This window comes from Geminocystis herdmanii PCC 6308 (assembly GCF_000332235.1).
GTDB lineage: Bacteria > Cyanobacteriota > Cyanobacteriia > Cyanobacteriales > Cyanobacteriaceae > Geminocystis > Geminocystis herdmanii.
This window is the reverse complement of sequence record NZ_CM001775.1, coordinates 3,274,343-3,298,945: the sequence shown is the minus strand read 5'-3', so window position 1 is coordinate 3,298,945 and position 24,603 is coordinate 3,274,343. Positions and strand designations below refer to the sequence as shown.

Below are 24,603 nucleotides of genomic sequence, written 5' to 3'. Positions count from 1 at the left end.
CATCAATAAACCGCCTTGCAATAAATTGACAAGGCTTATAGCAAAAGTCGGCTAAAGCGACTCAAAAAATGCAATTTTGCCCCTACTTTGAAAAAATTATGCTCGATAACGGAGGACGAAAATTTTATAATTGAGATAAGATTACTAGAAGTTTTAAAAGTTTCATTTAATGTAAAATATAGTTAAAAATTTGATAGGGTTGAATTTGTGTAGTTTGATTATCGATCGAATTTTCGAGGAGATTAACCCTAGTTTTTACGTCTAAATTTAATAAACCATTTACCTCTAAATTTGCGGATTCTCCATGACATTCATAACCTCTAATTAAGAATTTATTAGGATCATTTTCTGTGGTTTTTAATGCCATTAAAATAATATTATTTGTACCTACTGCACCTAAATTTATTAATTCTCCGCTACTAGGTAAACAGGACAATTTTTCATTATTATTTATATTATTATCTCTCAAAATAATATTTAAAGGGGTATTTAATTCATAGGCTTTTTTGACAGTATTGGCTTTTTTCCAATCTCCTTCATGGGGGTATAAACTATAACTAAATTGATGATAGGATAATGGTGTATTTCGATCACCAAGTGGCGCTGCACGATCGCACTTTTCATCTGGCCATTTCGGACTTCTCAGCAGACTTAAACGTAATTGATTCGGTTTTGTATCATAGCCATATTTACAATTATTGAGCAAACTTACCCCATAATCATTATTACTTAAATCTGCCCAAAAGTGAGCGGGTACTTCCCATTGTGCTTTTTCTGCTTCGGTTTCAGGCTTAGTTGTACGTTGAATATTGCCACAAGCAATGTCATAGGTAACAAAATCACTCTCAATATTGAGAGGAAAGTTTACTTTTAATAATGTATAATCTTCTTGCCAATTAACTTTATTATTTATCGTTAATATTGGTTCATTATAGTTTAAGATATAATCTTGAATAAAGCTCGATCGATTGAAGGTTTTTTCGACTCTAATAATTTGTCTTAAACTACCTTTTTCTAACCATTGAATCGAGATTAAACTAGGACTTTCTAAGGGATAATTTTCGTAATTAGGATCAATATTCCACGCATCCCAATATTGCCCTTTATCATCAAATAATTGTAATTCATTGCCAAAACCTTTTAAGATTTCTTGGTTATTAACTTTGTCATAAACCATGATTAAATTACCAGTTTTATTGTCAATGTTAGCAATAATATAACTATTTTCTAAGATAAATGTTGAATTATTATTCAATGTTTGAGAAAATTTATTTTTGGATGGTAAGCGACTATCAATATCTAAATTTTCTCTAAGATAAAAAGATTTATAACCGATACTAGGGATATTTTCCGCTAAAAATAATAGTTTGCCTTCATGACTAATTTGAGTTTCTAAAATTTGTTGATTATCATCTAAAATTTGATAGTTTTTATCAGAATTTATTTCTAATTCAACTATTTGTGATCTATGCCAATTTAAACTATTAAAAATAATCACTATTTGATAATTTTTACAGTCAATTTTAGGTATATTAATATAAGGTTCGATCGAACTTAAAGAAGACTTTAAAATATGTTGAGTATCGGCAATAACTTCTTGCCAAAGTTGATTTGCGTCTTCAAAAACAGGAGTAATAGAAGTACCGGGTAAAATATCATGAAACTGATTTAATAATACCTTTTGCCAATTTTCTTTAATAGCATTATATTGTTGATTATTAACGGCAGTGATAGAAAAATTTAGGTTAAATTTTTGAGCTAAAATTAAAGCAATAGTAGAGAATAATTCAGCCTGATAAAGTAATCTTTCAGCATATCTATTTTGATATTTTTGATCACCGTGGGTTGTATAACAGCCTCGATGTAATTCTAAATAAAGTTCATTATTCCATAGCGGTAATGTTGATAATTTTTCATCAGAAATAGAGCTAATTTTATCTAAATATTGTTGTGCAGAAGTAAAATTTATTTGAGGGAAAAAAGGCGAATTATCATAACGTTTTGCTACCTCCAGCATATCACGGGTGGGTCCTCCTCCATGATCACCTACCCCCGGAAGCCAGAAAATATCTTGTAATCCCGTTTGCTTTTCCCAATCAACACTATAGTTAGTCATGGTAATAGGGTTAGTATCCATAACTCCTGCAACGTTGGGGGGAGACATGAAAGAGAAAATACGACTACCATCGGGAGACTGCCACCAAAAACAACCATGGGGGAATTTGGTGGTATCATTCCAATGCAATTTACCCGTAACAAAGTAATTAATTTCAGCTTGTTGTAAAATTTGTGGTAACTGCCAAGGAAAACCAAAAGTATCAGGCAACCAAGCGACGGTGTTATATTTACCAAACTTTTTTAAGAAATATTTTTGCCCATATAATAGTTGTCTAACTAAGGATTCTCCACTGATTAAATTAACATCAGGCTCAACCCACATTCCTCCTAAAATTTCCCATTGATTATTTTGTACCGCTTGTTCTATTTGACGAAATAAGAGGGAATTATGGCTTTCTATCCATTGATATAGATAAGCGGTGGTATGTCCAAACATTAAATAAGGATATTTTTTTTGCAGGTTTAAAACAGAGTTAAAAGTTCGTTGGGCGACTTCGTAAGTTTCCTCAAGAGTCCATAACCAAGCCATATCTAAATGGGCATGACCTAGTAAATAAAACTGTCTTTCTTTGATATGATTAGATAGGGATAAAAGATTATTTCTGAGGTTAGCTAATTCTTGATTAAATAAAATTTTATTATTAATATAATCCCAATTAATTTTATTTATTTGGGTGGCTAAAAAATCTTTTTTTTCGGGATAAAAGTTATCAATATATTTATCTAAAATAGTTAATTCATTAGCAACGAAACTGGGATCAATGTCTTCATAATTACTCTCATAAATACAGCGAGAAGCCATTAAACCACCAATATCATGGCTAGGGCTAACTAAGCGTAAACTAATGATAAATTGTTGGTTAATATATGCTCTTTCTGTGACTAAAATTCTACTGGAGGAATCGAATAAATCTCCTTCACAAACTAACTGATTATTGACAAAAATTTGAGCAGATTTTGCCCACCATGTTAAGGCAATTCTTAAACTAAAATCTGCTAAGGAATAACCTTTATTTAAACTTTCTGGGATAACAATTTTTTGGGCAAACCATCGTATTTTATCTCCTTTTTCCCACACTAAATATTTTTTTTCATTAACGGTAGCTTGTTGCCAATTATCATCTATCATTAAAGGTGGTTTATTTAAAGCTCGATCGAGATAAAACCAATTATTTTGAATGTCTAATTCTGTTAAATTTTGGAGATTACTAATAGTATCTTGAATATTCATAAAAGAAAATAACTGGTTCTTTTATAGTAATTATATCTCTTTTTTCTCCAATTCAGCAAACACTTGCAATTGATCAATTTTAGAACTATTTTATATCTATTAATGGAACTAATATTGAATAATATAAATCAATAGACTTCTCCAGAAAAAATTTTTTATTGGCTTGTAGTAAGGGTTTCAACCCTCGTTTTTCTAATTATTGGAGATGTCTAATGAAAACTTTAAATTAGTCTTTAATATAATTAAATTTAAGGTATAGATTTCCTAATTCCCGATTAATTCACGGTGCTAAACGTTGTCTAGTCCATTGATTATCTTCTAGTTTATAGCAAAGTCGATCGTGCAGACGGTTTTCTCTACCCTGCCAAAATTCCATTAAATGGGGTACAACTCTATAACCTCCCCAATGGGAAGGGCGAGGAATATTATCGGCTTCATACTTTGTCATGACATCTTGTAGATTTGTTTCTAAAATGTTTCGGCTAGTAATGACTTGACTTTGAGGAGATGCCCATGCCCCATATTGTGAACCGATGGGACGACTAGAAAAATATACATCCGATTCTTTTTCTGTTACTTTTTCGACTTCTCCTTCAATCCTGACTTGCCTTTCTAATTCACCCCACCAAAACACAAGGGAAGCCCAAGGATTCGTCTCTAAATTTTTACCTTTATTGCTATCATAATTGGTAAAAAATGTAAAGCCTCGATCGTCCATTTTTTTTAATAACACGATTCTGGCACTGGGTTTGCCTTCTGGGTTAATCGTTGCTAAAGTCATTGCATTTGGTTCGAGGATTTGCGCAGATACTGCTTGTTCAAACCAATGGTGGAATTGTTCAAAGGGGTTTAAACTAGCTTCAGATTCGAGTAATCCTCCTTGAGTATAGTTTTTTCTAAGGTGTTCGATCGACATAATGGTACATTCTCCTTTTCTTTGTGGAATATAAATCTTTACATATCTTGATTTTTCTTAATCTGTAAATTAATTATAATCTTAAAGAGCGATCGAACCCTTCTTGATACAATTATTATACTCGATCGATATTCTCCTTTGAGGTTTCCCCGTAAAATATACTTTGATCGAGCTTCTTCCCAATAATAAAGAGCTTATTTCAAGTTTATTACACTTGTTCTAAAAGTTCTAAATATTTATCCCTTGAGATACCTGCCGTTTTTAAATTAGTCATAATATGAGTCACTGCAACATTACGAGGACTGGTTTTTATTACTACAGGGCGAGATACATTAGGTTTAGTGAGAATTAAATGATCACCTTTTTGACGCTTAACGGTAAATCCTTCCAATTCAAAGATTTTGACGAGTTTTTGATAAGGAATTGGTGTAATTTTAGCCATTATGTTAAGCGATCGCCATCAACTCCGAAACGACTGGTTTACGAGGCAACCAAACATTATTTTCCTGAATAAAACCAGCCTCTTGCAAAACTTCTTGTAAAGTATTCATGTTTTCACACTCTTCTAAAAATACCATTAAGGCTTCTTGTAAGGATGCTTTAGCTTCTTCGATGGTTTCACCAAAACTAGAGACATTCAATTCGGGGCAAATACCTACATATAAATCATCTTCTTGAAAAATCTCGCATTTGACTTGTATATTTTTGAGCATATTTCTACTTACTCTATGTTAATAATCTTTTCTACTAAATATATTATCGTTTTGAAAGTTCGATCGAACTTATTAAATAAATGTAGGGCGATGCACACCCCACCATCTTAAAATTTTGAGATTAGATTTAGAGTTATTACAATTTCTAAAAGACATCGTTTATGATTGAATAAGTGAAGGTGATAAAAATTTCAACACTTACAAAACAAAAGGTTATTAAACAATGGAAATTACTTTAAAGCCAGACTTAATCGAATTTCTGACTGATAAAATCGCTCAAGGAAAGTATCAAACTTTAGATGAAGCTATTAATAAAAGTGTTGAATTATTAAAAAATCAAGAGCAAATCTATCAGGGACGTTTTGAGGAATTACAAAAAGATATTTTACGAGGTGTGGAAGCCTCTGAAAGAGGAGAAGTAGTTGATGCTGATTTAATTTTTTCTCAATTAGAAAATAAATTAAAACAGAAAAGAATTGAGGAAAATCATGGCTAATATTTGTGTTTTTACAATTCCAGCAAGTCGAGATTTAGAAAACATTTTAGATTATCTTGCCGAGGAAAGTAGTTTAAATAAAGCAGAAGAATTTTTAGCTCAAATTAATAAAAAATGTCGGACTTTAGCTAATTTTCCTAATATGGGAAAAAGTCGTGAGGAATTATTACCTTTATTAAGAAGTTTTCCTATAGATGATTATTTAATTTTTTATCGTCCAATTAATAATGGTATTGAAATATTAAGAGTTGTTAGTGGTTATCGAGATTTAAACATATTATTTGAAGAAATTTAATGAGAGTAATTTCTATTTTTATGTTTTAAACTTTAATTCTTTGAGAAGGAAAAGGAATCTCTTTTTTACCACTAGAATAAACCGTTTCTATCCATAATTCTCTCGCTTCATCAATATTATTAATTGCCTCTTGTAAAGTTTCTCCTTGAGTGATACATCCATCTAAATCAGGAATCATAATTGTATAGCCTCCTTCTTCTTCTTCTGAATAAATAGACATTGGATATTTTAATGATAAATAATATTTTAAGGATTTTATTTGAGTGAGATTATTCATTATTAATATCCTATAAATTTAACTTTTTAATTATTTCTGTGATCTAACAGCTCCACTTCGTGATCGCACCTTACAAAAACTCATTTAATTCTGTTTGCAAAACCTGTATTTCTTTATTTAAGTTGTGTAAACTTTTTTTCAAATTATTAACCTCTAATTGTTTTTCTTGTATGGAATTTTTGATAAATTCTACTCTATTTTCAATACTTTCAATATCACCATTATTAATACAAAATAATATTTGATGGATTGAAATGTTATTCTGCTCTACAAAAATAACTATTTTATAAATATTTTCTACATTGGAGAGAATAAAATTATTTTGAAAAATAAAAGAATATCTAGCTATTTCTGAAATGGTAAAACTTTTTTGATCTACAACCTTAACAAATTCACTTATTCTTTCCCAATTAGATTTAATTTCATCATTTTCTAATAATTGTGATATGATTATTATCTCAAGATTTGTATTATTTAAAAATTTAAAAATTTTTGTCTTTATCTCTCTTTCCTCTTGATTTTGTTGAACTTTAATTTGTCCAAGAGTGACTCCATATATCTTGTATAAAATAAAATCTAAAACACTTTCTACCGTAGATAATTTTTCTGCTTCTTCATCTGATATTTTAACCTCAAATGCCTCCTCTATCGCCATACATAATTCTATTGGATCAAGTTCATTACTATATAAATTATAAAAATTAGTATCAAGAGTTACTGTATCAGGAGTAACGTCTAGTTGTTCAACAACAATTTCTGTTAGTTTTTCTAAAATTTCACTATACATATTATTCATTTTTGTTTAATTAAATTTATGCTTTAGGATAAGTTAACAAGAATTTTTCCTTGAAAATTATTTTTAGTGGTTTTTTTTTACTGTAATTTCTACATCCTGCCCTAATTTATTTAAAAATCTGATTAGAGTTTCTGTAGAAAAAAGCATTAAATTTCCTTCCAATAAATCTGATAATTCAGCTTGATTAATTCCTAATAATTTTGTTGTATTTTCGGGCTTTAAATTGCGTTGCTCGATCGTTAAACTAATTTGTCTCACTAATTCAGCTTTAGCTAACATTTCATCAGGATTTTCAAAACCTAAATCAGCAAATACGTTACCACAACCAGTGTAAACTTCTATTTCTTCTGTCATCAATTTATTTATTTTATACATTAATCGGTGATTCTATTTCCAATAATCTTTTAGCCTTATTCAAACGATATTGATATACAGGAGAATTTCTATTTTGTTCATCTAATTGAGCAATAATATCATCTAAAATTAGTATTTCAGCGTCCATTCTTTTACAAAGTTCTTGAAATTTAAGGGAAGTTTTTTTAATTTGTTCAATATCAGGGATAAATTTTTCTTGTGTCATGATAGATTAAAACTCCTTTTTTCTTCAATTATAGTAGCTTGGGTTGCCTCTATTGTTGCTTCTGCTTCCTCAATAGAACGATTTAATAAAGTTAGCATTACATTAGTCGCCATCGGTTGAGATTCTGCTATTTTACCTAAAATATTATGTAGTCTTGAATAATAAGTATAAGCTCTCTCTCTTGCATTGTCTAAATCATCTAAAGCGATAATTGTGGTTTCCGTTTCTCCATAAATCTCCAAAATGGTAAATGTTGTTTTCGTTGACTCGTTGATAATGAGAAGTAGTTGCTTCTCTAATTCTAAAACCTTTGTAATTATTTCGTCAGAAAGTTTCGCCATTGTTTTTAGTTAATTGTTGTAACAAAACAAATTAAAAAGGTGGGCATTGCCCACCCTAGTATTAATGATTACTCAATGCCTTCGATGCGATCTTCCGCTTCTTGGTACAGTTGTTGTAATCGATCGATATTCTCCTGAGAGGTTTCCCAGTAACCACGCCCGTTAACTTCTAAAAGGGTGCTTACCATACGGCGGAAGGAGTTGGGGTTTAAATCCATCAACCGTTTACACATTTCTTCATCTTGGATAAAGGTGCTGTTGGTGTCTTCATAAACCCAGTTATCCACTGCGTCGGCGGTGGCACTCCATCCCATTGTATTTACAAGGCGTTTGGATAATTCTCTTACTCCTTCGTAACCGTGGGATAACATCCCTTCGTACCACTTGGGATTTAATAATTTGGTACGGGCATCTAAACGCACGGTTTCCGATAAGGTGCGTACTTGAGCGTTAGCGGTGGTAGTGTCGGCGATATATGCAGAGGGTTTTTTACCGTCATCGCGCAAACTTGCCACAACTTTGGTAGGATCAGAGTCGAAGTAATGGGAGACATCCGTTAAGCTAATCTCAGAAGAATCGAGGTTTTGGAAGGTTGCATCAGCAGTTTTCAAGGATTTCTCGAACATTGCTCGGTTTTCATCCATTACCCCCGGATTATCGGAGTTAAACGCAAAGGATTTACGGTTTAAGTACATATCCCGCAATTCTTGCTCCTCTTCCCAACTACTATTTTCTACCGCTAGGTTAACGTTACTGGAATATGAACCAGATGCGTTGGAAAAGACACGGGTTGCCGCTTGACGTAGGTTGATGCCCATTTCTTCCGCTTGGGCTAATGCGTGTTTACGAACGAAATTCATCTCTAAAGGTTCGTCTGCTTCGGCGGCTTTCTTGACGGCTTGATCAAGTAAATTCATTTGATTGATGAATAGATCACGGAATACGCCCGAACAGTTTACCACTACGTCAATACGAGGTCTGCCTAACTCCTCTAAATCAATTAATTCGAGTTTGTTGACTCGCCCTAACGCATCAGGCACGGGTTTAACCCCAATCATCCACATAATTTGTGCCAATGATTCGCCGTAGGTTTTGATATTATCCGTTCCCCATAATACACAAGCGATCGTCTCAGGATATTTGCCACCGTTGTCTAGCTTTTGACGCTCTAAGAGTCTGTCCACAACGATTTTAGCGGATTGAACAGCTGCCAAAGTGGGGATTTTTTGAGGATCGAGGGCATGAATGTTTTTACCCGTAGGTAATACATTGGGGTTGCGGATGGGATCGCCTCCGGGTCCGGGTAGTACATATTCACCTTCAAGGGCTTTTAATAACGCACCTAATTCATTATCAGCACAAACTTGCTCTAAGCAAAATTCGAGGTATTCAAAGAGGGGTTTAAGGGCTTTTTCGTCAACTTTGGTATAGCCTAATTCGTGTAATTTGGCTACCCAAGGCTCTTTTTTGCCCATATTGAAGAAGTTGAGCTTAGAAACGAAAGAAACTCGCCCTTCTGCGTTGATTTGCTCCTCTACTAAGGCTCTTACGGCTTCTCTCGTGGCTTCGGTGATGTTTTGTAATAGCTCTACATCGACTAAAACTCCTTTGTCAGCGTTGCGGTAAATATCCTCAATTTTTCGATCGATACTATTAGCGATAATGGTAGTTAAGGCTAAAATGCCCTCGTCTTCTCTGTCTAAACTAGCGATATTAACAAGGGTTGCGATCGCCTCCTCCGCAGTGGGAGGTTTACCGACAACGTGTAACCCACAGGGTAACAGACGGGATTCAATTTCCATCAACTTGCGATACACTGAACCCACAATGTGATCTCTTTCATCTTGGGAAAGGTTGCTGGAGTCGAATAAATCTTCTTCTGGGCGAATGCCATTCGCCCCTACAATGTCACCATTCGCCCCTACGGGTGCAATTTCGGGGATGTCTTTATCGAGGTTGCAGATACGGGCTTTATCGACGATCGTATTGACAATTTGCACACCGCGCCCACTATCTTTCAAAGTCTGATATGAGCCGATTAACTCGCTTAATTCTTCTAAACCTTTATATAATCCTGCGTTTTCGGCGGGGGGAGTAAGGTAAGAAATGGTGGCGGCATAACTACGGCGTTTCGCAATAGTCGCTTCACTGGGGTTATTAGCAGCATAGTAGTAGATGTTGGGAATATTACCGATGAGGCTATCGGGGTAACAGTCTCCAGACATCCCCATTTGTTTACCCGGCATAAATTCGAGTGAACCATGAGTTCCAAAATGTAATACTGCATCCACACCCCAAATTTTTTCGAGGTAGGTGTAATAAGCCGCAAAACCATGATGAGGAGAAGCCGATCGAGAGAAAAGTAGCCTCATGGGATCGCCCTCGTAACCGAAAGTGGGTTGCACACCGATGAAGACGTTACCGAACTCTTTACCGTAGATTAACAAATTTTGTCCATCGCTGTTGAGATGCCCCGGAGGTGCACCCCAGTTTTCTTCTAATTTTTTGGAGTAGGGGGTTAAACGCTCGTATTCTTCCACACTCATGCGGTAGGCAACGTTTAATTCGGGGCTAGAATATTGGGCTTGGGCATCGTGAATCACCATCTCCATTAATTCTTTGGCGGTTTCAGGCACGTCTTGCACGTCATAGCCGTTGTTTTTCATGCCCTTTAAAACTTCGTGAATTGAGCCGAAAACGTCTAAATAAGCGGCTGTACCCACGTTTCCTTTATCGGGAGGGAAGCTAAAGACGGTAATTGCTAATTTTTTGTCAATTTTAGGCTTTTTGCGTAAATTAGTCCATTTTAAAGCCCGTCCTGCGATCGCCTCTACCCTGTCTTGTAAAGTGATTGATCGACCTGTATTACCATCACGTCCAGATAAGATGATAGGTTCGATCGCACCGTCTAACTCAGGGATAGCGATTTGTAGTGCAACTTGGATAGGATGCAAACCGAGATCACTTTCTTCCCATTCTTCAGTGGTTTGGAATACCAACGGTAAAGCCACCATATAAGGACGATTCAGACGTTTTAAGGATTCGATCGCCTTGGGATGATCTTGTCGTGCAGGACCTCCTACAAGGGCAAATCCCGTTAAAGATACTACAGCATCAACGATGGGTAACGGCTCAACTCCTGCTACTGCTTTATCTAAGAAATACTCATCCACAGGCTTGGAGAAGTCTAAACCCCCTGCAAAGATAGGGATAACACGAGCGCCCCGATATTCAAATTCTTGTAACATTGCCACATAGTGAGCATCGTCACCCGTAACAAGGTGAGTACGTTGCAACACTAAACCAATGGTAGGTGCAAGAGGGTCTTTTAAATCGTCGTTGATGTCATCACGGGTATTATACCAATTAAGATACTCCTTGATGTCTTCAAACATTTTCGGGGCGAGGGGATGCCAAATACCCATATCAGGATAAACCACAGGCTCGTTATATTCTCGGTTGCTGAGTAAGGATTTTTCCCCGGTGAAGACGTATTTATCCGCTAACATCAAGAAGAAATTTTCGAGGTTATCGGCGTTACCTCCCAACCAATACTGAAAACTTAACATGAAGTTGCGCGCGTCTTGGGCTTTTTCTACGGGGAGATATTTTAAGACGGTGGGCAGGGTGCGTAATAATTTGAGCATGGCATCTTCAAAACCTGCTCCATTTTTCTGTTTACGCTTCTTCATAAACTCGCCGATGACACTCTTACTCTGTCCGAGTTGTGCCATACTGAAAGTACCCATTTTATTGAGTCGCATTACTTCAGGCATGGAGGGGAAAACTACCGCCGCATCAAGGTTATCACGGTGAGGGGTGACGGCATCGACAACTTTTTGGGCTAAGTCTTCAATGAAAATGAGGGAAGCAATGAAGATATTGGCTTCGGATACGTCTTTCTTGAATTCTTCGTAGTTTTCAGGGCTTCGTAGTTCTTCGATAAGATAACCATTTACTTCGATCGCCAAGTTAGGATTATGGGCGTTAATGGCTTTAACGGCGGCAGTGATAGAACTTTGATATTGTGCTTCTAACAACACATAAACCACCTTCATTAAAGCACGTCCTTGTAAATCTTCGGGCGCGATATGACGAACGGCGGATTTTACGTTTGTAAACATTAAGTTGTAAACTCCTGTTAAGTGAGATTATAAAAGAAATATGAGAAAAATAATGACAGTGTGCAAAAAACACTCTTTATTGTTTTTACCACGAAACTAGGCTCTTTTACCTAGTCTGCCTTGAATCTTTACGGTTATCCCTATTTTTTGTTACATTTCTTGACTATATTAGTGAGTTATAAAATTTATGGCTCTTCTACAGTAGTTATGATAAATTACTAGAAAATAATCGCTTAAAACTTTAATATATATAGTTTTGATAATTTTAAAAATGCAATTGTTATAAATTAACAGTTTGAATTTAACCTAATACCTGCTACCTGATACCTGACACCTTTTTTTAGACATAATTTATCACGACGAGAAGTAAGAGAGCCAAATTTATCTTTTTCCGCAAATCCTAATTATCAATAACGCACACTACCCTAAAACCGACAAAGTTATAGTTAGAGTCGGCGGCATAACTACTTCTTTTTGCACTACGACAATACTGAGAAGATAGTGACCACGAACCTCCTCTTACTACTCTGGGTTGATTGCTCATTCCTCCACTATAAGCTGTGCCGTCTTTAGGTTTATGAATGTAGTTATTTGCATAAAAATCTTCGCACCATTCCCATACGTTACCATGGACATCATATAAGCCAAAGGGATTAGGGTAAAAACTATCTACAGGGGTTGTTTTTTTGTCATACTTCCCCTTTTTATGATCATTTCTTCCATCATAGTTGGCGACATCTGGGACGATCGAATCTCCGAAGAAAAAAGCTGATTTAGTATTTCCACGACAGGCATATTCCCATTCTGACTCTGTGGGAAGTCGATAGCTTCTTTTGGTGTATTTACTCAGACGTTTACAAAATTCCTGTGCGTCTAACCATGATACTTTTTCCACTGGTAAATTATCCCCTTTAAATGCAGACGGGTTAGTCTTGACAGGTCGTCCTGCTTTGGGAAATGATGATATGGTGCGCCACTGTAATTGAGTAATGGGATATTTACTGATATAAAATGAGTTGAGATTTACTAAATGTAGGGGAGTTTCGTCTTTCTCTCTACCATCTTCATTGTTATTTGATCCCATCATAAATGATCCTGCGGGAATAAAGATCATATCCAAATTAACTCCTTCCCCTAGATATTCCACGAAAAATTGTCCCTTTTTGGTGATGGGATTTTTCTTAATATTGGACATTAAACCAAATAATTTTTTTTCTAATTCGATCGAAATTGTCTCAAACTCAAAAGTTTCGATATGAGGGTAATTAGTTTTCGGTTTGATGATGGTAGGTGGTGCATTGATGGGGGATATTTTTTGTACAATAGTTTCATCATTATCTACCACGGCATTGAGAATATTTTGCCGAGTTTCTGCGGTGGAAATTGTGGTTTTTGTCGGTGTTTTTGTGGGATTATGATCGGTACTTTCTTTAAATAATTGAAACCAATCTCTTAAATTTTGAGGACGTTTTTCTATATCTAATTCCATCCCCTTAATAATGCCTTCGTTGAATCGATCGCTCAATTCTGGGGTAAACTGTTGTGGTGGTATTAAGTCTTTATAAGTCCGAAAATTTGCTGGATTTGGTAATTGTCCTGTCACGAGAACATACAATATTGCGGATAAAGCATAAATATCTGTAGCTGGTTTATTGTTAATATTAGCGGAAGGTTGCTCTGGTGGACTAAAACAGTCCATATTTTGAAGTTTTCTTGGTGCTAAAGCAAACAACTTCACCGCTAACCCATAATCTGTTAAGATCGGTTCTTCTGTATTTTGATCAATAATAATATTTTGTGGTCTTATATCTTGGTGAATATATTTGTTTTGATGGAGAATATTTAATGCTGTGGCAATTTTCGTAACTAATTTTAATGCAGAATCAGGCTCAAATTTTCCATTTCGATCGAGATAAGTCGCTAAATCCATTCCTTCCAGATAATCCATCACCATATAAGCTCGATTATCTTCCATGAAAACTTGGGGGTATAATTTAACAATATAAGGATTCGCACAGTTAGAAGCGATTAATTGGGCTTGTTTGATCAACTTTTCCTCAAAACCTTTTTTATCTTCAGAAGATGACCAAAATATATCAGTCGCTTTTATTGTTACCAATTGGGAATTAGTTGTATCTTTTGCTCGATAATAAAATCCAGTGCCACTTCTCAATAAAATAGATTCAATAATATATTTACCATTATTTAACTTTAATCCTTTTTTCCAATTACTCATTTAGACCTCTCCAAACATTTATAATCTTTATATAGTAATGACTTGATATTTAGTTGCTTGAAATACTGATTTAAAAACTTTGGGATTATCTCTATTTTTCGATCGAAACAAGTTCAATTAAAAAAGTAGATGCTTTTTGAGCCACATTTTCCCTGACAATCATCGGATGTAAATTAACTAAATTATTTTTCACAAAAGAATCTCTAACAATGACTTTTTCACCCACATTAAAATTAGTCTCATAGAAAACCTCTTTAATCCCTGCGGAAATAATTAACTTTAAACAGGCAATACAAGGCTCAAGAGTAACATAAATAGTTGCCCCATCCGTAGCGATACCGTGCCTAGCGGCTTGAGCGATGGCATTAGCTTCTGCATGAACCGCCCTAGATGGTAAAGTTTTACTAGCATCACAACTACTTAAACCCTCATAACAAAAACCTTGAGCAGTACAATGGATTGTACCAGAAGGAGAGCCATTATAACCCGTTGCCAACACTTGACGATTTTTAACAATAACTGCACCTACTGGAAAAGCTAGACAGGTTGAGCGGGTTGCTGCCAACTTTGCCATTAGCATAAAATATTCATCCCATGTTGGTCTATCTTTTTCTCGATCGAACATTAAAATAATTAACAATTAACAATTAACCATGTTACCCTCTTTTAAAGATGTTTAGTTCAGTTAAAGCTAAATTGATGTTATCACGGACCGATCGAGCCGAATCATGTAAAGCCTGAGTTTCCTCATCCGTAAGATTAATTTCTAAAACCGCCTCCACCCCACAATATCCCAAACGACAAGGCACACCCAAGAAAATATCCGTTAACCCATACTCCCCTTGTAGATATACCGCAGCAGGCAACAAACGAGACTGATTTAATAACACTGACTCGATCATATAATAAGCCGAAGAAGCGGGAGCATAAAAAGCACTACCAGTCTTTAACAACTTAACAATTTCAGCACCACCGTCTCTAGTACGCTGTATTAATCTATTAATAGTTTCCTTATCCATTAATTCTGTGATAGGAATACCACTTACCGTACAATAACGAGGTAATGGTAACATTAAATCACCATGTCCTCCTAAAACCATACCTTGTACATCATTAAAAGATACTCCCAACTCCATAGCAATAAAAGCCTGTAAACGAGTTGAATCTAAAACTCCAGCCATCCCAACTACCTTAGATGTAGCTAAATTAGTGGTTTTCCACACCAGATAAGTCATTACATCTAAAGGATTGGTAATGATTAAATAGAGAGCATTAGGAGAAAAATTAACACATTTTTGAGTGGCTTCCGTGACGATTTTCGCATTAATTTTTAATAAATCCTCTCGACTCATGCCCGGTTTACGAGCAATTCCTGCGGTGATAACTACCACATCAGAATTAGCTGTATCCTCATAATTATTTGTACCAACGACATTGCGAGTATGCAATTCCAAACCCCTAGCCTCCATCAAATCTAGGGCGATACCTTGGGGTAAACCTTCCACAATATCTAGCAAACACACATCGGCAAGATTACGCTCGACAATTCTTTGCGCGAGGGTTTTCCCGACATTTCCCGTACCAATAATGGAAACTTTGGGAAAATTTTTCGTTTTACAAACAAATTTTGTCATAAACTACTCAACTATCTCTAATTGATCTAGTTTTAGCCATACACTAGGAGTAGGAGTATAAAATTTTACAAAAGCATATTCTTCATTGAAGTCTAAAACTTCCCCTTTACTGTCGAAAATATAGTTCGGGAAACGGCTATCACTGGCTTTAGCTTCAAGGCTATCCACTAATTTTTCACGAATAGCCTTAACATAAGTACCTTTTTTTATTTTACCTGCCATAATCTTAATTTTAAATTTGTTGATATTAATTGTTCCCTAATTGTGCCATAAAAACAAGAGGGCAACAATTATCATTTAAGTTCCAATACTGCTCGGTTAGTGTCGAAAACGTTTTGGTGAGGGTAATTTAGAATTTAGAATTTAGAATTTAGAATTAAAATTTCATTGAAGTTCTTACCCTTTGCCCTTTGCCCCTTGCCCTTTGCCCTATCTTAACCGACAATTGTAAATTCCTTAACCGAGCAGTATTGGAACTGAGGTTAAATAAAATTGTTAATATGAGAAAAAAAACGCCCTAGAATTTTATTCCAGAGCAGTTTTTATTATATATATAGTTTTTATGTAATTAAACTAAATTATAAAGAAGAACCTAAACCTGCATAAGCACCATAGAAAAACAGTGCTAGTACAGTTAAAGCACCCATACCTGCGATCGTACCTACAATCCACAAAGGAATTCTGGCTTCACCCATGATCAAACCTCCTATATTAATTAAATTAGTTTTTAGTTGAAGAAATAACTAGAGAATAAAACGCCTAAAACGGCGACAAATAACAACCCTAAATAAAGGGAAGTACGATTTAACTCAACACCTTGACGGTTGGGATTTTGATTTCTGTCCATGGGTATCTCCTATCGTTGAATAAATTGCATAGCGGTAATTGCACCGACGAAAAAGACAGAAGGTACTGCTAAAGTGTGAACAGCTAACCATCTGACAGTAAAAATAGGATATGAAATTGGTTGATTAGGACTATTAGTCATCTTTTATTTACCTTTTTGATCTATTAACTATTTACTAAATTGTTCGACTTGTTGACTTGCTTTATAACGATCGCTAATAATTGGTAATTCTTCACGAGTTTGAGTGAAATACTCGTCAGGGCGAGGAGTACCAAAAGCATCATAAGCTAAACCAGTACTAACAAACAACCAACCAGCGATAAAAAGCATGGGGATTGTGATACTATGAATTACCCAGTAACGTACACTGGTAACAATATCGGTAAATGGACGTTCACCTGTATCTCCAGCCATAAAAACAGTGCCTCCTAAATTTTTTTTACTATTTAACTAATGTACAACATTTGCGACTTAACTTAGACCGCATTCTGAGTATTATATTTTAACAGAACACCACGCTCTCCTAAAACAAAACCTCGATCGGGATCAAGAAAAAGGATTTTATATAAATTAGAGGGTACAGACTCCACTTCTCGATCTTTTTCCCATGTTAAACCACCGTCACGACTAACGAGAAGATTTCCACTACCTCCTGCTACCCACACTTCATCCCCTTGACGGGTGGCTAAATCTAAAAAGCCCCAACTGGTGGAATATTCAGGGTTAATTGGTTGCGCCCAATTTTCTACATCTTGGGATTCACTCAGTTGAATTTGTCCGCCTCTGGCAATCAACCATAGTCGATCGTCATCAAAGAAACCCATATTTTGTAAACGTTTGGAGGAGTTGCGGTTATGGGGAGTCCATTCTCGATCGCCCGGTTGCCATGTAGAATAAAAGTTTCCTCTGGAACTCACAGCGACATATCTACCATCGGCAGAGCGATTAATGCTTCTGGCAACCCCCACAGCACCTTCTACTAAACCTTTCCAACTTTTACCCCCATCGGTGGTTTTATAGATAGCTCCTAAATTAGTCACCATTTCGGCGGTGTTAGGTGCAAGGGCAAATATATCATAGGGAATACCGGGCAATTCATCACTTAAAGGAATACGCTCCCAAGTTTCTCCGCCGTTGACGGTGCGTAACAATATGCCGGGTTGTCCTGTAATCCAACCTTCATTATCATAAAAACTAACCCCTGTAAAACTGACTTTTTCTTCTCCAAAATCAATGGTTTTGGGTTGCCAAGTATCTCCACCGTCATTGGTTTCAAATAAGGTGGCTTTTGTACCCACTAACCAACCATGATTAGAGTCACTGGTAAAGTCTAAATCGGCTAAAATAGCATCGGTTTCTAAATTAATATATTGCCAAGGATTCTCACTGACAGAAGGCACATTCGAGCAACTGACACAAAAGAAAGCGACTATTACTAATACTAGAATTTGTTTGACTCGATCGAATAAAAAATTCATTGTAATTTCCAAAAATATAATTTCTAATTAACCCAATCCGTATAAACTGAGAAAGAATAAGAAAGCTAAAGCCAAAGCTCCAAAAATCAATAGGTTTTTTTGATTGGGAGTTAGTTGATTTACCCCAAAACCATAATTCAAATTTTCAGCAAATCCTGATGGTGCATCGGGTGCACCAATATTAGTAAAAGCATTCCGACTTGAACCACACACAGGGCAACGCCAATTACTCGGCAAATCCGTAAACAACGTACCCGCTGGAATATTGGTTTTACTATCACCCTTAGAAGGGACATAAGTATAACCACAAGAACGACATTCATAACTCGGTGGTGCTTGTTCAGCTAGGGTTTTTTCTTTGGCAGCTTCACTCATAACGTACTTGTTTAGCAAATCTTAAAAGTTCTTTAAGAATTATTACATAAAAGGTGTTAAACAATAGATTCTTTAATCTATTTTCTCAGGTTGAAAGAAAAAATTAAAACCTTTTTTGAGTAAACCTTGCTTTAATTTATTATCCCCTGTCCATAATTTGCCTTGTAACTCTGATGTTAAAGCAACATGAACGGTATCATGTACATCGATGTCTTTACACAAATTATAGGCTAATTTTAAGTTATTTGTGTGGATTAAATCTTCTTTATAAACGTTAATTCTTTTGAGAATAATATGATAAAATTGTATAACTTCTTCTTCTGATAATTTACTCAATTTCAGAATTTTATTTTGATATTTAAAAAGTTCTACTAATACTAATTCACTAATATAAAATTCATTATTTCCTAGTAATAAAATAAAAGCAAAATTAGACTTACTGTTAAGTAATGCAGAAAATAAAATATTGGTATCAATAATTATCGGTTCTAATGGATTTGACATTTATTTTTCTAAAATACGAGATTCGATCGATTTCCAAATTTTTTGATCGATTTCACTGGCTAATTCTTCTGCTTTTTCTGATGTCAATTTACTTGAAGAACTAATATTTTCTAAGATAAGATACTCTAAAAACTTAGTTAATTGTTTTTCAGAAAAAATCTCTTTATTTACTCTCACAATAATATCTTGATTTTCTTGAAATAAACTATAAGCTGGTTGTGTTGTCATAGCAAATCATTATTTATATTGCAATTATTGGCTCTATTATAATCTTATTTATCCAAAAAATATTCATAGTTCATTATGACTTTACATAGTACCTTAAGTTTATTTATTGCGATCGTACTTCTTGCCTTGATACCGAGTGTTAGTGTTTTAGCGGTATCCCTTCGCTCTGTCACCTACGGATTTACTCATGGTGTGCTTACAACTATGGGCATCGTTTCAGGAGATATTATTTTTATCTTATTAGCTATTTATGGTTTAACATTTCTCTCAGAAATAACAGGTAATTTCTTTACATTTCTTAAACTATTGGGAGGAGGGTATTTAATTTGGTTAGGAATAGGTTTATGGAAAGCTAAATCTCAAGAAATCAACCTTGAGATAAATCAAAAATCTTCTTTTATTGCTAGTTTTTTAATGGGACTTTTTATTAGTTTAGGTGACTTAAAAGCCATCTTTTTTTACTTAAGTTTTCTTCCTGCTTTTGTTGATTTATCCACTATTTCCATCATGGATACTTTGATTATTATTGCTATGGCAACCATCGGAGTAGGAGGAACAAAATTAATTTATGCTTTAATGGGAGATAAAACCAGTTATCTTCTGAAAAAATCTCAGATGATGAAAACAATAAATAGAGTAGCTGGTACACTAATAATTTCCATCGGACTCTTTTTAATTTTTCGTTAAAATAAGATGCAATATATAAAATGATTAAAACATGATTTGGTTAGGAATTGATCCCGGATTAGCCATCGTCGGTTGGTCTATATTAGAAGGGGATGAAACTAAAATTCCCACAATTATTGACTATGGAATTATTGAAACCGATAAAAAACAACCCACGGGGGAAAGACTAGCCGAATTAGAAACAGATTTTGTGACTATTATTCAAGAGTTTCAACCTGATGCTATTGCCATGGAAATGCCTTTTTTCAGTCGAGAAATCAAAGCCGCGGGGAAAGTTTTACAGGCTTTGGGAGTGATTAACCTTGTGTGTTATCGAGAGGCTCAATTAACCCCCTTTTTCTTACATCAAGCCAGTTGGAAAGCCCATTTAGGTAACGCAAAAGCTAATAAAAAAGAAGTAGGAGCAATGTTACAACAAATTTTTGATTTACCCACTTTACCCATTGATGATAGTGTGGATGCCATTGCCATTGCTTATAGCGCTTGTTGTGGGTTACGAAACGCTATCCATTGACAGCACTACCTCGATCGACAATAATTTAAGTAAAAAGTAATTTTAAAATTTCTCTCAATTCTCAATTCTTTTTGTCATTGCGAGGCACGAAGCAATCTCAAAGTCTTATTACCGTCAAAAAGTGAATTTCACTATTCACTATTCATTATTCATCATTCATTATTCACTATTTTTATATGAGTCAAGATAATTTAATTCCCGTAGTCGTCAATGGTGCGGGGGGAAAAATGGGCAAAGAAGTCATTAAAGCCATCGCATCTTCTAAGGATATGATGTTAGTGGGAGCAGTAGATCAAAATCCTGCTTTATTAGGGCAGGATGTGGGAGAAGTGGCAGGATGTGGAGAGTTAGAAATTCCTATCCTTAACGATTTGCAAAGTGTGCTTGTTTTGGCTACCCAACACAAAATACAAGGGGTAATGGTGGATTTTACTCACCCTGATAGCGTTTATGAAAATGTCCGTAGTGCGATCGCCTATGGTGTTCGTCCCGTAGTTGGTACAACTGGACTATCCCCCGAACAAATCCAAGACTTAGCAGATTTTGCCGATAAAGCCACTACGGGAGTCTTAATTATTCCGAATTTTTCCATTGGTATTGTCTTAATGCAACAGGCAGCGATTCAAGCGGCACAATATTTTGATCATGTAGAAATTATCGAATTACATCATAATCAAAAAGCCGATGCGCCTAGTGGCACAGCCATTAAAACGGCGGAGATGTTATCGGATTTAGGAAAAAGCTATAATCCTCAATTAGTGAAGGAAACCGAGAATTTAGCAGGGGCGAGGGGCAGTATTTGCGGTGATAATATTAGAATCCATAGTGTGAGACTACCCGGATTGATTGCCCATCAAGAGGTGATTTTTGGTGCTACTGGACAAATTTATACCCTCCGTCATGATACCAGCGATCGATCGTGTTATATGCCGGGGGTATTGTTATCTATTCGTAAAATTGTCGATTTAAAATCTCTCGTTTACGGTTTAGAAAAAATCTTATAAATATATTATTCTCCTCTCCTATAGGAGAGGAGTGAGGGTTACAAAAGACTTTTTCAGCAACCCTTAATTAAGGAAATAACTGTTTTCCTAAAAGCATTTCTTGAGTATTTCCGTTACCGTCAGAGCGTAATTCATGAATATTGCGACTCATTTCTCTGGCTTGATGGTAACTGTCGATGTCTCCTTGCTCAAAATAAAGTAAAGCGGCTTTTCTTAAATCATCAACGGCTTTTTGTTTTAAACCCGTGTCTAAATAAAGCACTCCTCTTTTATGGTAGGCTTTCGCAAAATTACCATCTTTTTTAATAGCTTCGCTGTAATCTTCGATCGCACCATTTTGATTACCTAATTTTTCGTAACCGATACCTCTTTGATAGAAGAAATCCGCAGAATCAGGTTTAACTCTCAACTCTTGAGATAGATTTTCTATTTCTTTAATATCTGTAACGACATTATTTAAGTTTTGATGTTGTAAATCAATTCGCTGAATTTCTCCATTAAGAAATTCTTTTTGTGCCTGTAAATTAGTATTTAAGGATTGCTGTAATTTTTCAATACTTGTGCCTAACTCCCCTTTATTTTGGACTAATTTTTCTGTTAATTCTTGATGATTTTTCTCTAATTTTTGAATTAACTCATTAATAGTTTGTTCTTGTTTATTATAAGCCTCCACTAAACTATCATTTGACTGTTTACGACTAAAAACGTTACAACCTATTCCTATGGCTAAAGGAATAGGTGCGATCGAAAAATTCCCAGTAGCCACAGTCACAATTGCACCTATTCCCGAAATAACTGCTCCTGAAATACCGATAATATCTTGTTGTTTTTCCATAATATAAAAATAATTACTCCAAATCTAAAACATTTTCAAATAAAATAAAAAGTAAAAGTAAAATATTGTCATTGATATTAAATATTTTAGCTTTTACATAATATAAATACTTAGACTAAAACCGCACAATTAAGCTCAAAAATAGGAAGGGCTAATTTAGCTTCTTCTGGGGTTAAAAAATTAGGAATAACATTCAGTAAAACCTCATAGGTATCAATATTGTCATTCTCAAAATTATAGGCACGGGAAATAGTTTGAAACCACAGCAACATATTTGTGCGCAATCTTTCCATATCATCAAATAACAAAGCCGCCGCACAATAACGTACTAAATCGATTAAATCCCGTTTACAGGTGACATAATAATCCTTAAATTCGGGGTTACGTTTTTGTTTCCCGACTCTTACCGCTTCGATAATCTCGTCAGCATTATCTCTGATTTTAGTATAAGCGCTCAGTCTGATTTCCTGAGATTCTAAGTAATCTTCTAAGAATTTTAACTCATAATCTTGGGCATAACGACCATCCGCTTCTAAAGTCAAATCTCCAAATTGTTTTAACATTGTGATAAATCCTTATATACTAAATTGAATAAAAAATTAAACTGCGTCACTGGTATTAGCTAAATATTGGGATACTTCCCCTTTAGTATTCTCTAATTGACTAATCATCGATCGAGTGATCAACTTTCCTTCTTGTACTAAAATTTTTCCTGATATGGGGTGTAAAATGTTTTGTTGCGCTCTCCTACCAATCAACTCCTCAATATCATCAATCTCACTCAAATACATCCCAGCTGGTAACTCCACCACTACCCCTTCACCAATCACCCTAGCTTGACAAGCTAAACGGGAATTAAGTTTACAAGTAGTAATCACTTCTAAAGTGCGTTTTTCCCGCCGATTAAGAGGAGATAAACTCTCCATTCCTGCTTTTACATAAATATGACAGGTTGAACACATTCCCCTACCGCCACACTCCTGCATGACGTTAAGTTGATTTTTTAGTAACCCTGATAAAAGATTATCATTGGTTTTTATCGCTGTTTCTGTACCGAGAGGATCAAGTTTGATGAGTTTAGCCACTATCTTATTTCTCTAAATATGTTTAATAGTCTAATTTTAGATTAGCTTAAATGTTATGGAAAATAAAACATAGCTAGGATTAGTAACAATAATTAAAGTTAACTTTAAGAATCAGAATCTTTTAAAATTCGATCGAGGATAGTACCATGATCATGACCTTCTTCTGATAAAGTTTTAGCTAAGATCAATCGCTCATTTAAACCCAGAATAAAAGTATTATTCTGTGCGCCTAAAGATTCGCAACTGGTTTGAACACAAACAAGGTCTTCTCCCGTTAATTGACTGAAAAAAGAACTTAAAATACCCGCTTCGGGTTGACAAGAAAAACCCTTATCTTGGGGTGCCGCTTGAGCAAAAGGAGAATTAACCGTAGTCGCCACAATAAAACCTTGAGAATAGTAATCAAAATTAAAATTAATTACTCCCCAACCGTGAGTTTTCCAACACTGTTTTAAACAACTTAAAAACTGTGCCATCTCCATCTCAGCTAAAGGCATTTCATAATATTCGCTTACCTCTTGCAGAAAACGGCGGTAAAAACTTTTACCCCACCAACGCCCACAGTTATATAAAACGATACCTGTCGCTTGTCCAATTTCCTCATCTAAACCAGCATAAACCCCCTGTAAAAAAACTTCAGGTAATGCAATTAATCTTGAGCCTAAACGGGTTTCGAGTAATCCTAACTCAAAATCCCCCTGCACATAAGCCTCTGGAGCAAAATAATTGCCTTTAAGGGCTTTGTCTTGAACTAAATCTGCCACTGAAATCATCTATTTTTCCTCATTTCTTGGATATTTTTTAGTAAGTTAAACACTAATAACGGGAATATTGCTTAAATAATCATTTGCTTGAGTTAAAAAAGGTTGAATCTGTTGTAATCCAGCCTCCGATAATTCTTCACCTAATTTCACCATTAATAGAGAATATATAGTAGAAGAAATAGCCTGAGAATCATGAGCTTGAACTACATCTGTTAACCATTCCAATAAACGATGCTCTAAAAAGTCTGGATTATTAAGTAACATTGCCATACCGCAATACCGAGTAATTAATAACCAATGACGGAGGGCAGTTTCTATCTTTTTGGTATTTTCTTCGGGTAATTTTTTTACTGCCTTATCAGCTACCTCTTGAAAAATACTAATTTCTTGATCTCTCAGTATTTTGTAAGCTGTCAGTCTATCTTTTAAGGTAGAAACTTCCTGAGTTAATTTATGTAAATTATCCGCCTGTAAATACTGATGTTCAGCTTCGTGAATTAATGCTTGTAATTCTGGGTACATAGT

Annotated in this window: 32 protein-coding genes; 5 read left to right on the top strand and 27 right to left on the bottom strand. The window is 35.1% G+C overall.

Annotated features, from left to right (window positions below; all coding sequences use genetic code 11):
• Positions 1-166: 166 nt before the first annotated feature.
• The 4 genes from SYN6308_RS16590 to SYN6308_RS16575 form a co-directional block, all read right to left on the bottom strand.
• Complete coding sequence (locus tag SYN6308_RS16590) at positions 167-3,349, bottom strand: alpha-mannosidase (RefSeq protein ID WP_017295572.1); 3,183 nt, start codon at positions 3,347-3,349, stop codon at positions 167-169.
• A gap of 280 nt (positions 3,350-3,629) precedes the next feature.
• Positions 3,630-4,265 carry a pyridoxamine 5'-phosphate oxidase gene (gene pdxH, locus SYN6308_RS16585; protein ID WP_017295571.1) on the bottom strand — a complete coding sequence of 212 codons (636 nt, stop codon included), beginning with the start codon at positions 4,263-4,265 and terminating at the stop codon, positions 3,630-3,632.
• Between the two features lie 208 nt (positions 4,266-4,473).
• A complete protein-coding gene (locus SYN6308_RS16580; protein ID WP_017295570.1) occupies positions 4,474-4,707 on the bottom strand; it encodes a type II toxin-antitoxin system HicA family toxin in 234 nt (77 codons plus the stop codon).
• A gap of 4 nt (positions 4,708-4,711) precedes the next feature.
• The gene (locus SYN6308_RS16575; RefSeq protein ID WP_017295569.1) at positions 4,712-4,978 is read right to left on the bottom strand and encodes a type II toxin-antitoxin system HicB family antitoxin; all 267 of its coding nucleotides are present in this window, start codon (positions 4,976-4,978) and stop codon (positions 4,712-4,714) included.
• Between the two features lie 223 nt (positions 4,979-5,201).
• On the opposite strand from SYN6308_RS16575, the gene SYN6308_RS16570 reads away from it, so the two are divergent.
• Positions 5,202-5,474, top strand: coding sequence for a ribbon-helix-helix domain-containing protein (locus SYN6308_RS16570; protein ID WP_017295568.1), 273 nt, complete (start codon positions 5,202-5,204; stop codon positions 5,472-5,474).
• Positions 5,467-5,769, top strand: coding sequence for a type II toxin-antitoxin system RelE/ParE family toxin (locus SYN6308_RS16565; protein ID WP_017295567.1), 303 nt, complete (start codon positions 5,467-5,469; stop codon positions 5,767-5,769). Before SYN6308_RS16570 ends, SYN6308_RS16565 begins: the two co-directional genes overlap by 8 nt.
• A gap of 25 nt (positions 5,770-5,794) precedes the next feature.
• Here the strand turns inward: SYN6308_RS16565 and SYN6308_RS16560 are convergent, their stop codons facing one another.
• From SYN6308_RS16560 to SYN6308_RS16480, 18 genes are all read right to left on the bottom strand, one after another.
• Positions 5,795-6,046, bottom strand: coding sequence for a type II toxin-antitoxin system HicB family antitoxin (locus tag SYN6308_RS16560; protein WP_017295566.1), 252 nt, complete (start codon positions 6,044-6,046; stop codon positions 5,795-5,797).
• A 70-nt stretch (positions 6,047-6,116) separates the two neighbouring features.
• Positions 6,117-6,833: an acyl carrier protein gene (locus tag SYN6308_RS25840; protein WP_083879567.1), complete on the bottom strand. Its 717-nt coding sequence runs from the start codon at positions 6,831-6,833 to the stop codon at positions 6,117-6,119.
• A gap of 72 nt (positions 6,834-6,905) precedes the next feature.
• A complete protein-coding gene (locus SYN6308_RS16550; protein ID WP_017295564.1) occupies positions 6,906-7,217 on the bottom strand; it encodes a helix-turn-helix domain-containing protein in 312 nt (103 codons plus the stop codon).
• Positions 7,210-7,422: a hypothetical protein gene (locus tag SYN6308_RS16545; protein WP_017295563.1), complete on the bottom strand. Its 213-nt coding sequence runs from the start codon at positions 7,420-7,422 to the stop codon at positions 7,210-7,212. Before SYN6308_RS16545 ends, SYN6308_RS16550 begins: the two co-directional genes overlap by 8 nt.
• The gene (locus tag SYN6308_RS16540) at positions 7,419-7,763 is read right to left on the bottom strand and encodes a hypothetical protein (RefSeq protein WP_017295562.1); all 345 of its coding nucleotides are present in this window, start codon (positions 7,761-7,763) and stop codon (positions 7,419-7,421) included. Before SYN6308_RS16540 ends, SYN6308_RS16545 begins: the two co-directional genes overlap by 4 nt.
• A 68-nt stretch (positions 7,764-7,831) precedes the next feature.
• Complete coding sequence (locus tag SYN6308_RS16535; RefSeq protein ID WP_017295561.1) at positions 7,832-11,887, bottom strand: magnesium chelatase subunit H; 4,056 nt, start codon at positions 11,885-11,887, stop codon at positions 7,832-7,834.
• 400 nt (positions 11,888-12,287) lie between these two features.
• Positions 12,288-14,123 carry a bifunctional serine/threonine-protein kinase/formylglycine-generating enzyme family protein gene (locus SYN6308_RS16530; protein ID WP_017295560.1) on the bottom strand — a complete coding sequence of 612 codons (1,836 nt, stop codon included), beginning with the start codon at positions 14,121-14,123 and terminating at the stop codon, positions 12,288-12,290.
• Between the two features lie 91 nt (positions 14,124-14,214).
• Positions 14,215-14,748, bottom strand: a complete 534-nt coding sequence (locus SYN6308_RS16525) for a deoxycytidylate deaminase (protein ID WP_017295559.1) — start codon at positions 14,746-14,748, stop codon at positions 14,215-14,217.
• 31 nt (positions 14,749-14,779) lie between these two features.
• Entirely contained in the window at positions 14,780-15,757 is a 978-nt protein-coding gene (gene mdh, locus SYN6308_RS16520; protein ID WP_017295558.1) for a malate dehydrogenase, read from the bottom strand.
• A gap of 3 nt (positions 15,758-15,760) precedes the next feature.
• Entirely contained in the window at positions 15,761-15,979 is a 219-nt protein-coding gene (ndhO, locus tag SYN6308_RS16515) for an NAD(P)H-quinone oxidoreductase subunit O (RefSeq protein WP_017295557.1), read from the bottom strand.
• Positions 15,980-16,335: 356 nt separating this feature from the next.
• On the bottom strand, positions 16,336-16,455 hold the full coding sequence (locus SYN6308_RS16510) for a photosystem II reaction center protein J (protein WP_026102130.1): 120 nt from the start codon (positions 16,453-16,455) through the stop codon (positions 16,336-16,338).
• Positions 16,456-16,484: 29 nt separating this feature from the next.
• The gene (locus tag SYN6308_RS24050) at positions 16,485-16,604 is read right to left on the bottom strand and encodes a photosystem II reaction center protein L (protein WP_071590992.1); all 120 of its coding nucleotides are present in this window, start codon (positions 16,602-16,604) and stop codon (positions 16,485-16,487) included.
• A 9-nt stretch (positions 16,605-16,613) separates the two neighbouring features.
• Complete coding sequence (gene psbF, locus SYN6308_RS16505; RefSeq protein ID WP_017295555.1) at positions 16,614-16,745, bottom strand: cytochrome b559 subunit beta; 132 nt, start codon at positions 16,743-16,745, stop codon at positions 16,614-16,616.
• Positions 16,746-16,772: 27 nt separating this feature from the next.
• A complete protein-coding gene (psbE, locus tag SYN6308_RS16500) occupies positions 16,773-17,018 on the bottom strand; it encodes a cytochrome b559 subunit alpha (protein ID WP_017295554.1) in 246 nt (81 codons plus the stop codon).
• A gap of 62 nt (positions 17,019-17,080) precedes the next feature.
• The gene (locus SYN6308_RS16495; RefSeq protein WP_017295553.1) at positions 17,081-18,082 is read right to left on the bottom strand and encodes a photosynthesis system II assembly factor Ycf48; all 1,002 of its coding nucleotides are present in this window, start codon (positions 18,080-18,082) and stop codon (positions 17,081-17,083) included.
• A 27-nt stretch (positions 18,083-18,109) separates the two neighbouring features.
• Positions 18,110-18,457 (bottom strand): rubredoxin, encoded by a 348-nt coding sequence (locus SYN6308_RS16490; protein ID WP_017295552.1) that lies wholly within the window; start codon positions 18,455-18,457, stop codon positions 18,110-18,112.
• A 72-nt stretch (positions 18,458-18,529) separates the two neighbouring features.
• A complete protein-coding gene (locus SYN6308_RS16485; protein ID WP_017295551.1) occupies positions 18,530-18,961 on the bottom strand; it encodes a PIN domain-containing protein in 432 nt (143 codons plus the stop codon).
• Entirely contained in the window at positions 18,962-19,189 is a 228-nt protein-coding gene (locus SYN6308_RS16480; protein WP_017295550.1) for a hypothetical protein, read from the bottom strand.
• Positions 19,190-19,264: 75 nt separating this feature from the next.
• Here SYN6308_RS16480 and SYN6308_RS16475 point away from each other — a divergent pair, with 75 nt between their 5' ends.
• From SYN6308_RS16475 to dapB, 3 genes are all read left to right on the top strand, one after another.
• Positions 19,265-19,876, top strand: coding sequence for a LysE family translocator (locus tag SYN6308_RS16475; RefSeq protein WP_017295549.1), 612 nt, complete (start codon positions 19,265-19,267; stop codon positions 19,874-19,876).
• A gap of 31 nt (positions 19,877-19,907) precedes the next feature.
• Complete coding sequence (locus tag SYN6308_RS16470) at positions 19,908-20,390, top strand: crossover junction endodeoxyribonuclease RuvC (RefSeq protein ID WP_017295548.1); 483 nt, start codon at positions 19,908-19,910, stop codon at positions 20,388-20,390.
• Between the two features lie 176 nt (positions 20,391-20,566).
• Positions 20,567-21,394 (top strand): 4-hydroxy-tetrahydrodipicolinate reductase, encoded by an 828-nt coding sequence (dapB, locus tag SYN6308_RS16465; RefSeq protein ID WP_017295547.1) that lies wholly within the window; start codon positions 20,567-20,569, stop codon positions 21,392-21,394.
• A 67-nt stretch (positions 21,395-21,461) separates the two neighbouring features.
• On the opposite strand, the gene SYN6308_RS16460 is transcribed toward dapB, so the two are convergent.
• The 5 genes from SYN6308_RS16460 to SYN6308_RS16440 all read right to left on the bottom strand — a co-directional run bounded on the left by SYN6308_RS16460 (position 21,462) and on the right by SYN6308_RS16440 (position 24,600).
• Positions 21,462-22,229: a tetratricopeptide repeat protein gene (locus SYN6308_RS16460; RefSeq protein WP_017295546.1), complete on the bottom strand. Its 768-nt coding sequence runs from the start codon at positions 22,227-22,229 to the stop codon at positions 21,462-21,464.
• A gap of 110 nt (positions 22,230-22,339) precedes the next feature.
• Positions 22,340-22,792, bottom strand: coding sequence for a hypothetical protein (locus SYN6308_RS16455; protein ID WP_017295545.1), 453 nt, complete (start codon positions 22,790-22,792; stop codon positions 22,340-22,342).
• Positions 22,793-22,828: 36 nt separating this feature from the next.
• Positions 22,829-23,314: a 2Fe-2S iron-sulfur cluster-binding protein gene (locus SYN6308_RS16450; protein ID WP_017295544.1), complete on the bottom strand. Its 486-nt coding sequence runs from the start codon at positions 23,312-23,314 to the stop codon at positions 22,829-22,831.
• Positions 23,315-23,418: 104 nt separating this feature from the next.
• A complete protein-coding gene (locus SYN6308_RS16445) occupies positions 23,419-24,087 on the bottom strand; it encodes a V4R domain-containing protein (RefSeq protein WP_017295543.1) in 669 nt (222 codons plus the stop codon).
• 36 nt (positions 24,088-24,123) lie between these two features.
• Positions 24,124-24,600, bottom strand: a complete 477-nt coding sequence (locus SYN6308_RS16440; RefSeq protein WP_017295542.1) for a hypothetical protein — start codon at positions 24,598-24,600, stop codon at positions 24,124-24,126.
• Between the last annotated feature and the right edge of the window lie 3 nt (positions 24,601-24,603).

Bases quoted from the DNA above. Each gene is read 5' to 3' on its own strand.
- SYN6308_RS16590 (WP_017295572.1), bottom strand. From the start codon at position 3,349: ATGAATATTCAAGATACTATTAGTAATCTCCAAAATTTAACAGAATTA.
- pdxH (WP_017295571.1), bottom strand. From the start codon at position 4,265: ATGTCGATCGAACACCTTAGAAAAAACTATACTCAAGGAGGATTACTC.
- SYN6308_RS16580 (WP_017295570.1), bottom strand. From the start codon at position 4,707: ATGGCTAAAATTACACCAATTCCTTATCAAAAACTCGTCAAAATCTTT.
- SYN6308_RS16575 (WP_017295569.1), bottom strand. From the start codon at position 4,978: ATGCTCAAAAATATACAAGTCAAATGCGAGATTTTTCAAGAAGATGAT.
- SYN6308_RS16570 (WP_017295568.1), top strand. From the start codon at position 5,202: ATGGAAATTACTTTAAAGCCAGACTTAATCGAATTTCTGACTGATAAA.
- SYN6308_RS16565 (WP_017295567.1), top strand. From the start codon at position 5,467: ATGGCTAATATTTGTGTTTTTACAATTCCAGCAAGTCGAGATTTAGAA.
- SYN6308_RS16560 (WP_017295566.1), bottom strand. From the start codon at position 6,046: ATGAATAATCTCACTCAAATAAAATCCTTAAAATATTATTTATCATTA.
- SYN6308_RS25840 (WP_083879567.1), bottom strand. From the start codon at position 6,833: ATGTATAGTGAAATTTTAGAAAAACTAACAGAAATTGTTGTTGAACAA.
- SYN6308_RS16550 (WP_017295564.1), bottom strand. From the start codon at position 7,217: ATGTATAAAATAAATAAATTGATGACAGAAGAAATAGAAGTTTACACT.
- SYN6308_RS16545 (WP_017295563.1), bottom strand. From the start codon at position 7,422: ATGACACAAGAAAAATTTATCCCTGATATTGAACAAATTAAAAAAACT.
- SYN6308_RS16540 (WP_017295562.1), bottom strand. From the start codon at position 7,763: ATGGCGAAACTTTCTGACGAAATAATTACAAAGGTTTTAGAATTAGAG.
- SYN6308_RS16535 (WP_017295561.1), bottom strand. From the start codon at position 11,887: ATGTTTACAAACGTAAAATCCGCCGTTCGTCATATCGCGCCCGAAGAT.
- SYN6308_RS16530 (WP_017295560.1), bottom strand. From the start codon at position 14,123: ATGAGTAATTGGAAAAAAGGATTAAAGTTAAATAATGGTAAATATATT.
- SYN6308_RS16525 (WP_017295559.1), bottom strand. From the start codon at position 14,748: ATGTTCGATCGAGAAAAAGATAGACCAACATGGGATGAATATTTTATG.
- mdh (WP_017295558.1), bottom strand. From the start codon at position 15,757: ATGACAAAATTTGTTTGTAAAACGAAAAATTTTCCCAAAGTTTCCATT.
- ndhO (WP_017295557.1), bottom strand. From the start codon at position 15,979: ATGGCAGGTAAAATAAAAAAAGGTACTTATGTTAAGGCTATTCGTGAA.
- SYN6308_RS24050 (WP_071590992.1), bottom strand. From the start codon at position 16,604: ATGGACAGAAATCAAAATCCCAACCGTCAAGGTGTTGAGTTAAATCGT.
- psbF (WP_017295555.1), bottom strand. From the start codon at position 16,745: ATGACTAATAGTCCTAATCAACCAATTTCATATCCTATTTTTACTGTC.
- psbE (WP_017295554.1), bottom strand. From the start codon at position 17,018: ATGGCTGGAGATACAGGTGAACGTCCATTTACCGATATTGTTACCAGT.
- SYN6308_RS16495 (WP_017295553.1), bottom strand. From the start codon at position 18,082: ATGAATTTTTTATTCGATCGAGTCAAACAAATTCTAGTATTAGTAATA.
- SYN6308_RS16490 (WP_017295552.1), bottom strand. From the start codon at position 18,457: ATGAGTGAAGCTGCCAAAGAAAAAACCCTAGCTGAACAAGCACCACCG.
- SYN6308_RS16485 (WP_017295551.1), bottom strand. From the start codon at position 18,961: ATGTCAAATCCATTAGAACCGATAATTATTGATACCAATATTTTATTT.
- SYN6308_RS16480 (WP_017295550.1), bottom strand. From the start codon at position 19,189: ATGACAACACAACCAGCTTATAGTTTATTTCAAGAAAATCAAGATATT.
- SYN6308_RS16475 (WP_017295549.1), top strand. From the start codon at position 19,265: ATGACTTTACATAGTACCTTAAGTTTATTTATTGCGATCGTACTTCTT.
- SYN6308_RS16470 (WP_017295548.1), top strand. From the start codon at position 19,908: ATGATTTGGTTAGGAATTGATCCCGGATTAGCCATCGTCGGTTGGTCT.
- dapB (WP_017295547.1), top strand. From the start codon at position 20,567: ATGAGTCAAGATAATTTAATTCCCGTAGTCGTCAATGGTGCGGGGGGA.
- SYN6308_RS16460 (WP_017295546.1), bottom strand. From the start codon at position 22,229: ATGGAAAAACAACAAGATATTATCGGTATTTCAGGAGCAGTTATTTCG.
- SYN6308_RS16455 (WP_017295545.1), bottom strand. From the start codon at position 22,792: ATGTTAAAACAATTTGGAGATTTGACTTTAGAAGCGGATGGTCGTTAT.
- SYN6308_RS16445 (WP_017295543.1), bottom strand. From the start codon at position 24,087: ATGATTTCAGTGGCAGATTTAGTTCAAGACAAAGCCCTTAAAGGCAAT.
- SYN6308_RS16440 (WP_017295542.1), bottom strand. From the start codon at position 24,600: ATGTACCCAGAATTACAAGCATTAATTCACGAAGCTGAACATCAGTAT.